A 14,286-nucleotide genomic window follows, 5' to 3' on the forward strand; every position below is an offset into this window, starting at 1 on the left:
AGAAAAACACAATTTATATTACACAGCTTTTAGCAAAGCGCATCTATATTACAATTATAGGTGCGTAGCTTAAAACCAATACGAGATATGATAACTTTTCTACAAGAATTAAATGACGAGATGTCTCTAATTCCTATTAGACGTTATGCCATTTTATAATTTCTTATAAGAAAAGAACACATCATGATAAAATCATTCAAGAACAGCGGAACGGAAGATATTTTTAATGGTAAAAACACTAAATTAGCAAGAAAAATATCTCCATCTACCATTTGGGACGTTGCGGTTAGAAAATTTAGACCAACTTGATTCTGCTAGTTCATTACGTGACTTAAGTATTCCACCTAACAATAAGTTAGAGACATTAATTGGTGATCGAGCAGGTCAACATAGCATTCGTATCAATGATAAATATCGAATTTGCTTCATATGGACAGATTCTGGTGCTGAGCAAGTTGAAATTATTGATTATCATTAGATATTCATAGATACACAGGAGTTAAAACATGGTTCGTGTACCTACTCACCGTGTGCCTACCCACCCAGGAAAAATGCTATTAGAAGAGTTTTTGAAACCAATGGGTATTAGTCAAAAATGTTTAGCAACTCATATTCATATTCATCATTCTTTTATTAATAAAATTATTAATGGACATAAAGGCATAACACCTGATATTGCGCTACGTTTAGCAAAATTCTTTGACATATCAGTAGAGTTCTGGATGAACTTACAATTGCGTTGGGATTTATATCAGGCACAGCAACGCCAGAATGAAACAAGAATATTGGAAACCATTCACCCATATTCAAGCATGGGAAAACGTGCTCATTAAATAATGATGCACGCTTTAACAATATTGTTTACCCCGCATTTAACACTTCAATGGTTAAATTATGATTGGTGTAAATACAAATATCAGCGGCAATATGTAAGGATTTTTCGACGATTTCTGCCGCTGTTAATTCTGTGTTTTCTAACAAAGCGCGAGCGGCTGATTGGGCAAACATACTGCCTGAACCAATTGCCATAATGCCATGCTCAGGCTCAACGACATCCCCATTTCCTGTAATAATCAATGAAGCGGTTTGGTCAGCAACGGCAAGCATCGCCTCTAAACGGCGTAACATGCGGTCAGTACGCCAATCTTTTGCCAATTCAACTGCTGAGCGGGTCAAATTCCCTTGATGTTTTTCTAATTTTGCTTCAAAGCGTTCAAATAAGGTAAACGCATCCGCTGTGCCACCTGCAAATCCTGCAATGATTTTATTTTGATACAAGCGTCTTACTTTACGGGCGTTTCCTTTTAAGGTGGTATTGCCAAATGTGACTTGTCCATCGCCACCAATCACAACTTGCCCATTACGTCGCACTGATAAAATTGTTGTTCCGTCAAATTGTTCCACAGCATCGCCTCAATATTAAAAAATCATTCATTATTTTATTACTCTCATCTTCATTATCCAATTAATGGTGGCATGGGACAATCTAAACTTTCAGCAATAGCACGCAACACTTCTAATTCGGTCGTTTCTACTTGATTATCTGCAAGAATACAGGTTGTACAGGCATCAATAACTTGTTTTTTTAATTGGGGCGGAAGTTGCTGTAAATGACTGATTGCAATGTTTAGTTGATGTGGTTTACACATGGCAATCGAAAGAAAGGGAAGTTTTTGCGGCGTTAGGGTTTTTAAGGCTTGTTGATAGGCAGTTTTACCACTGCCGACATGGGCTAATAACGAGAGGATGATACTGATTTCTTGAAGTACATCAGCTAATTGTGTGTAACGTTTTTGTCCTAACGTGGGTTTTAAGTATGATGTTTCTAACTGATGACGCAAAATAGTTTCTAAAACATATTCAAACAAACTTACTTTACCATCTGATTGAATTAACTGTTGAATTGTTTCTAAATATTGGGTACGCGCTTGATAGGGTAATTTTTTCAAGGCAGGCAACGCGAGGTCTAGTAAAGGTAAACGAAATTTATCGCCCAATTTATCCAATTGTTGGCGTACAACAATCACTTGTTGCAAAATCTCTGTTGATTCTGCTCGACTTAAACATGTTTCCCGTACTTGTCTGTCTGTCGGCTTGCCTTGAAATAATAAGGCGTAGATTAGAATTTTTGCCCCTGTTTGTTGATGTACGAGGGTTAATAAATCAGTGGGAATTTGTTGGTAAATATTTGTTGCATAAGCTAAATGCTCAGGGGTTGGATTACCAATTGAGGCAATGACGGTTTTAACCGTTGTCGGTGTTGGGGCTGAAGACGTGAGTGTGTCATTTAAACCGAGATATTCCTCGCTTAACGGGGCTGTGTATTGACTGGTGGTTTTTTCACCCAATTTGCCAAACTTTAAACGATAAGGATACGCACGGTCGATGCGGGTAATCCGTTCATCTAAACTCGGATGAGTTGAGAGTAAACGCGATAAGCTGAATGTAGAGCCAAAACATAGATGACTCATTTCTTCTGCACGATAATTGTAGAGTTTTGAGCCGATGTAATGACCTTTAATTTTTAGTAATGCCCCCACAATGCCCGCAGGGTCACGGGTATATTGGACTGCGGCGGCATCAGCGAGAAATTCACGTTGTCTGGAAATCGCGGCTTTAATAACTCTGCCACAAAACACGCCGATATAGCCTAAACTCACGAGCAGGATGGAAAATGGCAAAGCAAGTGGAAAAAAATAGACGTTGCGTAAATCACGGTTTAGCCGATTTTCATATTGATAAGTACCACCACTAAAGATATAAAAGCCCATTTGTCCAATGGCAAGAATGCCCGCAAGAATACCGATTAAATGTAAATTTAAACGCATATCACCATGTAAGATATGACTAAATTCGTGTCCAACAATGCCTTGCAGTTCACGTCGGTCTAGTTGTTCTAACGCGCCACGGGTGACAACCAGCGTCACATCTGAAGGGCGATAGCCTGCAACAAAGGCATTGATGCCGTATTCTTTTTGTAACACATAGAGTTTAGGGACAGGAATGCCCGCCGCAATTGCCATTTCTTCTACAACATTCATTAAACGCCGTTCTTCTTCACGATAGGTATCTAGTTCTACAGGAATTGCACCAATGAGCATGGCGAGTGCTTCTCCACCTTCGCGCAATTGATACAAACGGCGTATTGTTCCCCCTATGATAATGCTTAGGGTAATGCCTGTTATCCAATGACTGGGCAAACTGCTCCACCATTGAAGAAAACTATAGTGGTGGAAATGAAATATTCCCCCCAACAAGAAAAAAGTGAGGTTAATAAAACCCACAATGACAATTAACGCAATGATAAAGTAGATAATTAACCAGCGCGTTTTTTGTCGTGCTTGGTCTTGTTGTCCAAAAAAATCAACTGTTAGCATTTGTTTTTCCTAGTTGAATGCTAAACATGATTAAGTCGTGCTCTCCGTTTTTCTATTTTCGTGGAAATTTTCGTTAAACATCTAGGTAATTCTTCTTGTATGAAATGTGTTGGTAATTCTGTTATTGGTTCAGGCGGATTTGCAAAAAATTCTAGTATTTCTATTAAATAAATCTGATGTAATAGAGATAAGTTAATACTTTCTTGTGATTCAATTAGTTGTATTAATAAATCGATTTGCTTTTTAGTTTGGCGGAAACCATTTTCAATTAATTGGTCTTGAAGGTAATAAATAATAGGCATTATCAGAAGGCGTATTCGTGTACGTTCAAGAGATTGTGGTTTTATATGTGGTTTAGCATGATTAGCAAGGCGGCTCTTCAAGCAAGCAATAGGAGGGCGACTAAGTTCATCTAGTTTTGCATAGGCTTCGGAATTGAGTTGATATAACTGTTCAAATGGTGATAAATAGTCAATCATGCTTATAAAGCAGATTTAAGCGAAGATGGATGGACTAATTTATGTGAAGATGTACGTGCATTATTATATTTACAGGAGCGCATCGCAGAATTGGGTGGGCATACTCCTTTCATAATATCTTCAATATGTTTGTAATAGTTAGCATGTCGTGCTTCTTTCTCTAATCGCAGTTGTTCATAGTTCATCATAATTTATCCTTAGATGGTATGGTTAAGTTCATCCCCTTCCTCAGTTAAAGAAGGGGATGATTCTTAAATTATAATATCATGACCTCTAGTTTGCTAAAGGCAACACAATGATTTCTAGCTTTTGCTCCATTTTATTACCATTAGCAATATAAACGCTGTTGTTATTTAGCCAAATGTCGTCAGTACGTTGCAAGCGAACTTCTGTACCCAGTGCGGTAATTTCGCTGAGTTTTTGCCCTTGTTCGGTAATTTTTAGGGCGTAAGTATTGACGTAATGGCTATTTGTCCATAATTCCCATAATAACAAGATATTGCCATCGTTCAGTTTGAGAGATTTAAGGCGCGAAACGTTAGCAGTTGTTTTATCCTGATAATCTGTTAGCCAAACAATGCCTGTATTACGTTGTGCTGCCCATGTACCGTTAAAAGTGTAGAATCCACCCGTTTCTGTTAGACCATTCGTTGTTACCAAACCATCAGGAACAACATTGTTATCAGTTGTGCTGACATTGGCAAAATCTTTAACCACTTGCACAAGTCCGATATTGCGCGGGTCATTGAGATAGTTACCCACACGACTATTGTCTAAAGCAACCCCTGTCGGGCTTTTCTCGCCTGCAAACACTACGGTATAACCCTGTTGTCCTTCAATCACGCCACCCAGTTCGGTATAAACCCGATTGTCATTTGACCATTGATAATAAGGATGTGTGCTATCACTGATGCTTGCATAAAAAGGATAGCTATTACCTGCGGGATTTGTGGCACTCGTGCCATGCTCGGTTTTAAACGTGTACACTACACGGGAATCGATACGGCTATCGGTGAAGCGGTGTAAATGAATACCACGCGGATAGTTATCGCCTAAGTCCACGCCAATAAATTCCGCTTGTGCATTCACAGTCAGGATATTTTCAAAAGAATGTCCTGATGTTTGCCCAAAATTCTTCCGCAAACTTAAAGAATTAGCATCAAAAACAACGGCAATTGCCCCTTGATGATTTAAACCATCATTACCCGCGTGCATTTTGCGTCCAATGATAAGTCCTAGCAATCCTTGGCTGTAACGTAAACTCGCCACATTATCCGTGTTAAAGCTGACGATATTTAACCCAGTTTTTGAAGTATCTAGGGTTTGCATCGTGCTTAACATCCCACTTTCCGCGAATTTATATAACATGGCTGTGCGTGCGCTGTTATTACTACTACCGTCACCCGTTTGTATCGTTAAGACATACAATGAGCCGTTGCCGTCACTGGTTGCTGCGACAAGCATTGCCCCATTGGTGTTTAACGCTTGTGTGCTGTAGCTTCGTAAATCGTTCGCTAACCATGTGACTTGTACATTGTTACTATTCTTATCCTGCCAAATAACGCCTTTTTGCCCATCGCTACGGCTGACCCAGAAAAATTGACGGGGTTGTGCATAAATGTTTTGCCATTGATTCGGACTATAAGGAAAGTCTGTTTTTGTATCAAACGGAAAACCATTAAGGCTATACCGATATTTAAACGGTGTACCTAAACTTGTTGTTGCTAAATGTGCCGCTTCTATGCCCGTTGCAATGCTGGGATACGCGCTTATGTTTTGACTGGCGGGTATCATGACATAAGTCACTGCTTCGCTTAATTCACTGACTATCAATGTTTTGATAGGTGTCCATTGATTTAATTGAATATTTGCCGCACTGACACTGGCTACTTTATTTAAGCCTGAACTATCTAAGCGATAAACGTTGTAATCAACTTGACTTGGAAATTGATAATAAATGGCATGTTGAGACGCTAAAAACGATTGTGCTTTCGCAGTAGGTGGGGAAATACGATACGCTTCAAATTGCTGTTGTGTTGAGCTACTAACTAGACCTTTATCAACTAAATAATTGTTATTGTTATATCGTCCATCCGTATAACACCCATTATCATAAAACAGAGAAACAAGGGCTAAACGTCCGATTTGGTCAGCACTGTTTACCGTGCCTGTACAATTAAATCCTGAAGCGGATTCTGTGCTTGTACCAACAAGGGTTTTACTCTCTTGACCAGTAAAGCGATAAGTTGTTAAGGCTGAGATGCCATTAATGGGGTCATTGTCTGTTGTTGGTATATCAGGCTCATTCGGGTCTGGCTCTGTGCTGCTACTCTTAATCGTAATAATGATAGGCTGATTACTATAAATAAACGTGCCATCAGCTAAACGATAGCCAAAAAATACATCAAGCTGTCCTGCATAGAAAAATCTACCGCTATAAATAGTAAAACTTTCCTGCTCTCCTAATGTAACTTTTGGCATAAATGGCACAATGGTATTGGTATATTGATCCCATAAATCGATATATAGGTTCGCGCCTAACATAAAATAATATTCTTCTGAAAAGCCTTCCAGCGTTGTCACCGCGAACACAAAAATATCCGCTTGCTTGCCGACATCCGCTGGGGCAACTTGAATTGTGCCAACAACATCGGCTGTATCCGTTAATTTTTGTGAAATTTGCGTTTGATAAGTGGATTGCCCATTAATTGCAGTCCCCCCAGAAAATTGGACATCTGGATAAAACAACTCTCCCTGTGTATCCATGCCCATCGCCCCTTCTAATAGGGGATAACTAATGGCAAATGCAGAACTGCTCCCTACCAATCCACTTAATAACAACAAACTAATATAGCTAAAAAAGGATAAAAAATGCCTTAAGGTACGCATATAGCCTCCTTGTGATAACAGCTTGAGTAGTCTTATTCATTGTCACTAATTTCTTTTAAATTCGCTGTTGAATAGTTCCATTACTTATTTAAAGCCTACTACAAATAGGATGTTATGCCACTTTTTTAAACAATATATTTACAATAATTTAAGATAAATACGGTATAGTTTTTGTTTAAAACTTGAGGCTTAACTTGTTATAACGTATGAGAATGGGTTTAATATTTAATAATAATAAAGATGAACCATTGTTTTATGACACTTTCAATATTTTCTAATAATGCCCACTCAAGTTTTTAACAAAGAAAGAATAAAGAATGCTTAAAATGGACTATTCACTATCCATAGATAGCACATCTGAATATAGGGAAGGTTGGAATTATTTATGTGGAATACTAACGCTATTTTAGAAAAAACGACTCATTACATTTCAGCATTTCCACTACGGATTATTTTAACCGTTCCATTCCTTATTCAACTGGTGCTAACAGCCAGCCTTGTTGCATGGCTCTCTTTTTCTAATGGACAAGAAGCCATTGAAAAATTAAGCAAAAATTTACGTAGTGAAATCACTAAAAATATTCAAGACAATTTAGCCAGCTACTTATCAACCCCCTTATACATCGTGCAAAGTAATTTAACCCTTGTAAAACAAGGTTTCTTTAAAATGCAGGATTTAAAACAATGGGAAGTCTTTTTCCGTGAACAAATTCATACTTATAAAACGGTGAATTCATTAGCCATGGCGAATGAAGAAAAAGATTTTCTAGCCATTCGCCGCATTGAAAACGAAAAATTTAGTTTTGCACTCTCTAGCCAAAAAACACAATTCAATCTCATTAATTACGATTATTACACCAATGAAGAAATCGCCCGTTCTAACCACTTTGACCCCCGCACCCGTTCTTGGTACACCAATCCGATGACACATCATGGGCTGTATTGGAGTGATATTTTTATCGCCCTAGATACCTCCGCCTTACAATTAACAGCAAGCATTCCTGTTATTGATCACAATGAAAAACCATTAGGCATTTTAGCCAGTACCTTACGTTTAGACTATATCAGTGATTTTTTAAGTAATTTAAAACAAAGCCAGACAGGACAAATGTTTGTGATTGAGCGTAAAAGCGGTCTATTAGTCGCAAGCTCAACAGAAGAAGAACTGTTCAAAATGGGGGATGACAACACAAAAAAACGCTTAAACGTGATGGAAAGTCACAATAACTTAACCCGTTATACCGCACAAAGTTTACTCGAAACAGTATCACAATTTACCAATATTACCGAAGAACAACAGTTTGATATTACGTGGTCAGGCGAACATTACTTTTTACAAGTAACTCCCTACAAAGACAACTACGGTTTAGATTGGCTAATCGTTGTCTTAATTCCTGAATCAGACTTTATGGCACAGATTCACGAAAGCACAAGAATAACCATTATATTATCGCTACTTGCCTTATTAGTTGCGATTTTTATCGGATTTTTAACTACCCGCTGGATTATTAGCCCAATTACAGAACTCAATCACGCGGCACAAACGCTCGCCAATGGGGATTGGCAATCCCAGCCACTGCTCCAAATTTCCCGCCAAGATGAATTAGGCGAATTAGCAAACTCTTTTCAACAAATGGCACAACAACTGCGCATTTCCTTTAAAAATTTAGAGGATGAAATCATCGCCCGTACCCAAGCGCAAGCCTCCGCAGAAGCCGCTAACCGTGCCAAAAGCACCTTTTTAGCAACCATGAGCCATGAATTACGAACACCTTTAAATGGCATTTTAGGCTACACCCAAATTTTAGAAGACGATGAAAATTTAACCGCTTTACAACAAGAAGGCATTCAAACCATTCAACGCAGTGGCGAATACTTATTAACCCTGATTAACGATATTTTGGATTTAACCCGCATAGAAGCCAATCGCCTAGAAATTTATCCTACCAACTTCAATTTAATCCAACTATTAGAGGGGCTAGTCAGCTACTTTACGAATAATGCACAACAAAAAAATGTGAGTTTTTGGTATGAAGTACTCACTCCATTACCCCGTTTTATCTGTACGGACGAAAAACGCTTAAGACAAATCTTAATCAACTTACTCAGTAACGCCATTAAATTCACTCATCGCGGCGGCATTACATTTTGTGTCAGTTATCAAGGTGACTGCTTACATTTCCAAGTTAAAGATACAGGCATTGGCATTGCAGCAGACGATTTGAAACATATCTGCGAACCTTTTAAACAAGTAGGCGACCCTAAATATCGTCCTGATGGAACAGGGTTAGGGCTGGCAATTACCAAACACCTATTAGAAATGTTGGGCGGAGAACTAAAAGTTAATAGTGAAGTTGGAAAAGGCAGTTGTTTCAGTTTTATTCTGCATTTACCAGAAGTTGCAGAACACGAGATCGAAAAATTCGATAAATATGCCATGGTTACGGGTTATGTTGGCATACGCCGTAAAATTTTAGTGATTGATGACCATTGGGAAAATCGAGAGCTATTATGCAATCTACTCAGACCATTAGGCTTTGATGTCTTTGAAGCAATTAATGGTTTAGATGGCATTGAAAAAGCTAAACAATATTACCCTGATTTAGTAATTACAGATTTTGTCATGCCTGTGATGGATGGCTTTGAGGTCATCCGTCAAATACGTAAGCTACCAGAATTAAAAAATATTCCAATTGTGGCAGATTCCAGCAGTTTACTGGATGATTCTTTTTCTTTCACAATTAATGCGTTTTTAAGCAAACCCATTAAAATAGAAGAATTATTAAATGTTTTATCAGAATTATTAGGATTAACATGGATATATGCTGGTTCACAGCCGCATATGGCTGTTAAAACCATAGACCCTTTATTTACACATGACGATAAAGAACAACTGATAACTCCACAAGCAATCCCACTACCTTCTGTATTTATTCTGCAATCTTTACATGAACTCGCCACGATGGGACATATTAATGGTATTTTCAAACAATTAAATACGTTAGAGAATGAAGATACAGAACAAGTGTTACAACCTTTTATCCATCAGATTCGCCAATTAGCGAAAGGATTTCAATTAGATGAAATCTGTCAATTAATAGAAGAATATGTAAAACGAGTCAACCAAGAAAAATAATAAATTGCACGAGAGGGCATCATGATGCATACCCCATTAGCAGGATTGAGTAAGGCAGAGTTACAGCAACTTATTGATGATAAGCCTTTTTTACATGTTTATGGCTTTCAAGTAGAGCGTATCAGCGAAGGGGTTTGCACTTTGCGTGTTCCCTTTAATCATGCCTTTGAGCGACCAGGTGGGGTTGTCAGTGGCCCTTTATACATGGCAGCGGCTGATGCTGCTATGTGGTTTGCCATTTTAACAAAGTTTAAACACGCTGAAATGTCAGTAACATCAGAAATGACAACGGCTTTTTTAAAAGGGGCAAAACAAGAAGATTTTTTATGTCAAGCAGAACTACTCAAAGTTGGCGCACGGATTATTTTTGGAATTGCTAAATGCATGAATTTAAAAGGTGAGTTATTAACCCATCATACCTTAAGTTATATTCGGCGTGGCGGTTAAATACTGATTACACAATAAAAAATTACGATAAATTGCCAAAAATTCCCTGTGCAAAGGCTTCAAACTCTTGCGCTCCTTTAGAACTTGGTTCTAGTTCGTAAACGGCTAAACCCTCGCTAAAAGAGCGACGGTAAACGGTACGTTGACATAGCCGTGTTTTTAACACACGAATGCCTTGCAGACTGCTTAATGCGTTTTCGGTTTCTTCTGTTTCACGAATGGCGGAATGGGTATCGGCGCGATTGATAAAGGCGAGTACTTGAGGCGGTGGGGCGTTGGTATTAATCAGGCTAGCTATTGTGAGGAGAAAACGTTGCGTCGACCATAAATCGGCTTGACTGGGGCATACAGGGATAATAATGCGATTAGCAAGGGATAAGGCTTTTTTCATCCCTGCCATATTTGCTGCACTGACATCGATAAGAATTTCTTGTTCACTATTGTCTTTTTCGAGTTTGTTATGACGGGTTTGAATGGTTAAAGCGGGTTCATAACCTTCTTCTTTGCGCACTTGTGCCGCATCGCAGAGGGTAGATTGTGGGTCTAAATCGTAAGCGGTGACGCTTTTCCCTGCTTGTCGTAGCCATAAAGCCAGATTAAAAGTGACTGTACTTTTTCCTGAACCACCTTTTAAATTGCCGATGACGGTTATCATGGCGATTTCTCCTCTGTATTTCCCCTCATGAGTGTCTCACGAGGGGTATTTTGTTAAGCGGTTTTAACCTTGTGGCATTAATTCGCGTAATTCGCTGATAATAGCTTGTGCTCGTGAAATATAGGAGGACATAACCAGCGAATGATTGGCGAATAATCCAAACTCTGAGCCGTTTAATATCATAGGACTCCAAACGGTTTCTTGTGTAGCTTCTAATTCTTTAATGGCTTGACGCAGTAGTGGCAGTGCATTTTTTGAGACGAGCACGTCTTTAAAATCAATTTCTACGGCTTTCAGTAGGTGAATCAGTGCCCAGCTTGTCCCTCGTGCTTCGAAAAAAACATCATCAATTTCTGTCCATGGGGTTTTTTCTTTTGTGCTTAAAGGTTGTGGGCTTGCACTACGTCCGACGGGGTCGCCTGCTAACTCTATGTTTAAACGAGATTCGCCAACACTGGAGCTTAAGCGTTGTGATAAGTTGCTTAAACGGAGTGTGACCGTATCTAACCATGTGCGTAAACTGTCAGCACGGGTGTAAAATTGTTCGGGTTTTTTCTCGTCGCTTAATTTATGCAGGTATTTTTCTAGGGCTTTAATACCACTTCGATATTCTGTTTCTGCGCTAGGAAATAACCATGCGGCGTTATCAACGTTAAATTTAGGTTGTGCAATGGCTAATTCTGCATTTTCCTGTCCACCTGTGCGGGAACGACTGAAATTATTGCGCATGATTTGGCTAAAATCACGAACTTGTTGTAATACGCCAAATTCCCAATTAGGCATATTATCCATGAATAATGCGGGGGGGAATTTGTCATTACTTAAGTATCCCCCTGCTTTATCAAGTAATCCACGGCGTGCAACTTCCATGAGGGTATAGGTACTGATATAACCCGTAACCACTTTTTCCTTATGTTCTGTTGCGTAATTTTGTGCAACTGCTTGTACATCAAAGTGAGCAGGTTCAATACTCCAAAAAATGCTGAGAATAAATAACCCTATCGCTAAAATCAGCGCAATTCCCACTCCGCGCCCTATCCATCCCAACCCTAAAAACCGTTGAAACCAAGTTACTTTTTCTGTTGTCACGGTTGAATCAGTCATGTTTAACGCTCCGTTTTACCCTATAAGTATTTTCTTAATAAGTCCAATCAATTATTTTTTCTACCTTTTATAAAAAATTAATCGTAACTACTTTATAATCAGCGGATAGTCATAATATATCCATTAGCAATTACAAGGATATTTTTTATCAGCTATCTGTCGCACCACCGCAAAAAACAAACGGTAGCAAGCACGATGATAGGAAATAGGGTAATTGCAAAATAAATATTATTTATGGATACGATTTTATAAGGTTATATATTAAACTATAAGGCTTCAAACTGTTTTCTCACCCTGTCTATGCCTTAACCATAACGGAGGAACTATGCCAGCTCCAACGCTGACCTTACCTGTAAACGGTCAAAAAATTACAATTAAAGATAACAAGATGGTAGTGCCCGATAATCCAATTCTGGGTTACATTGAAGGGGATGGTATCGGTCCTGACATTACTAAAGCTTGCTTACGTGTTTGGGATGCCGCCGTAGAAAAAGCGTATGGTGGAAAACGTAAGATTCATTGGATGGAATTATTCATGGGTGAAAAAGCCGCGCAAATGTACGACGGCAACATTTTCCCTGATGCAACCCGTGATTTATTAAAAGAATTAGTTGTTTCCATCAAAGGGCCTTTAACAACCCCTGTCGGTGGTGGTTTTCGTTCCTTAAACGTCGCTTTACGTCAAGACTTAGATTTATATTCTTGCGTCCGCCCCGTCCGCTATTATCAAGGTGTTCCTTCTCCTTTACGTCATCCTGAATTAGTTGATGTCGTGATTTTCCGTGAAAATACCGAAGACGTTTACGCAGGTATTGAATACCAATCAGGTTCTCCTGAAATGCGTAAAGTGGAAAAATTCCTCAAAGAAGAAATGAAAGCAAAATTCTTTGATGATTGCGGTTTAGGGATTAAACCCATTAGCCCCTTTGGTAGTAAACGCTTAGTCCGTAAAGCTATTCAATATGCCATTGATAACCATCGTGAAAGCGTTACCTTAGTGCATAAAGGTAACATCATGAAATACACGGAAGGGGCTTTCCGTAACTGGGGTTATGAAGTCGCTCGTGAAGAGTTTGGCGAGTACACCATCACCGAAGAAGAGTTATACAGCAAGTTTGGTGGTAAACAACCTGAAGGCAAAATCGTCATTAAAGACCGTATTGCCGATATTATTTTCCAATTAATGCTGTTACGTCCTGACGAGTTCGACGTATTAGCCACTATGAACTTAAACGGCGACTATTTATCTGATGCAATCGCCGCTGAAGTCGGTGGGGTTGGTATTGCTCCCGGTGCAAACATCAGCGACCACGTGGCAGTTTTCGAAGCAACTCACGGCACAGCACCTAAATACGCTAACTTAGATAAAGTGAACCCCGGTTCATTATTATTCAGTGGCGTGATGATGTTGGAATACCTCGGCTGGAAAGAAGCGGCTGATTTAATCAGCTTGGCTTATCCTCAAGTCATTGAGCAAAAAGTAGTCACTTATGACTTTGCCCGTCAAATGGACGGCGCGGTTGAAGTTTCTACCAGCGGTTTTGGTGATGCCTTAATTGCACAAATTCAAGGCACAGCAAACTTTGAAGAATTACGTCGCCAACGTCGTCAAGCCGTTGAGCAAGAGCGTAAAGAACGCGAAGAAAAACGGGTTGCTGACCCTCAAGCCGCAATGGTTGCTTCTGGACGTACCCCGCACACTGTCGGCGATATCATGATTGCGAACTTGATTTCTATCGATGGCAGCACTGTTGTCGAAGAAGCCATGCACTTAATGCGTAAACATCACATCAGTAGCTTAATTGTGAATCCTGATGCTGATGGCAAGTGGGGCATCATGACACAAAAAGATGTGTTGACAAAAATCATTCACGCTAACCGTTCACCCGCTAGCGTGAAAGTGGCTGAAGTCACGACTAAACCTTTACAAATGGTACCTGTCGATACATCTTTACATGATTGCGTCAGCATCATGACGGATAATAATATCCGTCGTGTTGTGGTTGAAAAAGATGGTGCGCCGATTGGGATTGTCAGCGATACCGACGTGTTCCGCACCGTTGAAGAATTTGGCTGGATTCCAGAGTAAATCAGTAATTAAACACAGTTGACTTTATGTATCTGTGATAAAAACCCCTGTCTTTTTTAAAAAGATGGGGGTTTTTATTTAAACATCAGAGAAAATTAATATAGCAAACG

Annotated in this window: 11 protein-coding genes; 5 read left to right on the forward strand and 6 right to left on the reverse strand. The window is 39.3% G+C overall.

The window, feature by feature from the left end; genetic code table 11:
- Positions 1–280: 280 nt before the first annotated feature.
- Positions 281–478 (forward strand): type II toxin-antitoxin system RelE/ParE family toxin, encoded by a 198-nt coding sequence (locus BEGALDRAFT_RS09365; RefSeq protein WP_081484164.1) that lies wholly within the window; start codon positions 281–283, stop codon positions 476–478.
- A gap of 28 nt (positions 479–506) precedes the next feature.
- Entirely contained in the window at positions 507–833 is a 327-nt protein-coding gene (locus BEGALDRAFT_RS09370) for a HigA family addiction module antitoxin (protein ID WP_002686005.1), read from the forward strand.
- 28 nt (positions 834–861) lie between these two features.
- Here the strand turns inward: BEGALDRAFT_RS09370 and hslV are convergent, their stop codons facing one another.
- The 4 genes from hslV to BEGALDRAFT_RS09395 form a co-directional block, all read right to left on the reverse strand.
- Positions 862–1,404, reverse strand: coding sequence for an ATP-dependent protease subunit HslV (gene hslV / locus BEGALDRAFT_RS09375; protein ID WP_002686007.1), 543 nt, complete (start codon positions 1,402–1,404; stop codon positions 862–864).
- 53 nt (positions 1,405–1,457) lie between these two features.
- Positions 1,458–3,377, reverse strand: coding sequence for a M48 family metallopeptidase (locus tag BEGALDRAFT_RS09380; RefSeq protein WP_002686008.1), 1,920 nt, complete (start codon positions 3,375–3,377; stop codon positions 1,458–1,460).
- 20 nt (positions 3,378–3,397) lie between these two features.
- Positions 3,398–3,856, reverse strand: a complete 459-nt coding sequence (locus BEGALDRAFT_RS09385) for a hypothetical protein (RefSeq protein ID WP_040294932.1) — start codon at positions 3,854–3,856, stop codon at positions 3,398–3,400.
- Positions 3,857–4,129: 273 nt separating this feature from the next.
- Positions 4,130–6,745, reverse strand: a complete 2,616-nt coding sequence (locus BEGALDRAFT_RS09395) for a hypothetical protein (RefSeq protein WP_002686011.1) — start codon at positions 6,743–6,745, stop codon at positions 4,130–4,132.
- Positions 6,746–7,130: 385 nt separating this feature from the next.
- On the opposite strand from BEGALDRAFT_RS09395, the gene BEGALDRAFT_RS09400 reads away from it, so the two are divergent.
- Both BEGALDRAFT_RS09400 and BEGALDRAFT_RS09405 read left to right on the forward strand, forming a co-directional pair.
- Positions 7,131–9,881, forward strand: coding sequence for a HAMP domain-containing hybrid sensor histidine kinase/response regulator (locus BEGALDRAFT_RS09400; RefSeq protein ID WP_002686013.1), 2,751 nt, complete (start codon positions 7,131–7,133; stop codon positions 9,879–9,881).
- Positions 9,882–9,902: 21 nt separating this feature from the next.
- Complete coding sequence (locus BEGALDRAFT_RS09405) at positions 9,903–10,328, forward strand: PaaI family thioesterase (RefSeq protein WP_002686025.1); 426 nt, start codon at positions 9,903–9,905, stop codon at positions 10,326–10,328.
- Between the two features lie 22 nt (positions 10,329–10,350).
- Here the strand turns inward: BEGALDRAFT_RS09405 and BEGALDRAFT_RS09410 are convergent, their stop codons facing one another.
- Both BEGALDRAFT_RS09410 and BEGALDRAFT_RS09415 read right to left on the reverse strand, forming a co-directional pair.
- On the reverse strand, positions 10,351–10,983 hold the full coding sequence (locus BEGALDRAFT_RS09410; RefSeq protein WP_002686027.1) for a nucleotide-binding protein: 633 nt from the start codon (positions 10,981–10,983) through the stop codon (positions 10,351–10,353).
- A gap of 63 nt (positions 10,984–11,046) precedes the next feature.
- Entirely contained in the window at positions 11,047–12,087 is a 1,041-nt protein-coding gene (locus tag BEGALDRAFT_RS09415; RefSeq protein WP_002686029.1) for a DUF2333 family protein, read from the reverse strand.
- Positions 12,088–12,412: 325 nt separating this feature from the next.
- Here BEGALDRAFT_RS09415 and icd point away from each other — a divergent pair, with 325 nt between their 5' ends.
- A complete protein-coding gene (gene icd, locus BEGALDRAFT_RS09420) occupies positions 12,413–14,176 on the forward strand; it encodes an isocitrate dehydrogenase (NADP(+)) (RefSeq protein WP_002686030.1) in 1,764 nt (587 codons plus the stop codon).
- The last annotated feature ends 110 nt before the right edge of the window (positions 14,177–14,286 follow it).

This window comes from Beggiatoa alba B18LD, from assembly GCF_000245015.1.
Taxonomy (GTDB): Bacteria; Pseudomonadota; Gammaproteobacteria; order Beggiatoales; family Beggiatoaceae; genus Beggiatoa; species Beggiatoa alba.

Bases quoted from the DNA above. Each gene is read 5' to 3' on its own strand.
- BEGALDRAFT_RS09395 (WP_002686011.1), bottom strand. From the start codon at position 6,745: ATGCGTACCTTAAGGCATTTTTTATCCTTTTTTAGCTATATTAGTTTG.
- BEGALDRAFT_RS09370 (WP_002686005.1), top strand. From the start codon at position 507: ATGGTTCGTGTACCTACTCACCGTGTGCCTACCCACCCAGGAAAAATG.
- BEGALDRAFT_RS09415 (WP_002686029.1), bottom strand. From the start codon at position 12,087: ATGACTGATTCAACCGTGACAACAGAAAAAGTAACTTGGTTTCAACGG.
- icd (WP_002686030.1), top strand. From the start codon at position 12,413: ATGCCAGCTCCAACGCTGACCTTACCTGTAAACGGTCAAAAAATTACA.
- BEGALDRAFT_RS09400 (WP_002686013.1), top strand. From the start codon at position 7,131: ATGTGGAATACTAACGCTATTTTAGAAAAAACGACTCATTACATTTCA.
- BEGALDRAFT_RS09410 (WP_002686027.1), bottom strand. From the start codon at position 10,983: ATGATAACCGTCATCGGCAATTTAAAAGGTGGTTCAGGAAAAAGTACA.
- BEGALDRAFT_RS09405 (WP_002686025.1), top strand. From the start codon at position 9,903: ATGATGCATACCCCATTAGCAGGATTGAGTAAGGCAGAGTTACAGCAA.
- BEGALDRAFT_RS09380 (WP_002686008.1), bottom strand. From the start codon at position 3,377: ATGCTAACAGTTGATTTTTTTGGACAACAAGACCAAGCACGACAAAAA.
- BEGALDRAFT_RS09385 (WP_040294932.1), bottom strand. From the start codon at position 3,856: ATGATTGACTATTTATCACCATTTGAACAGTTATATCAACTCAATTCC.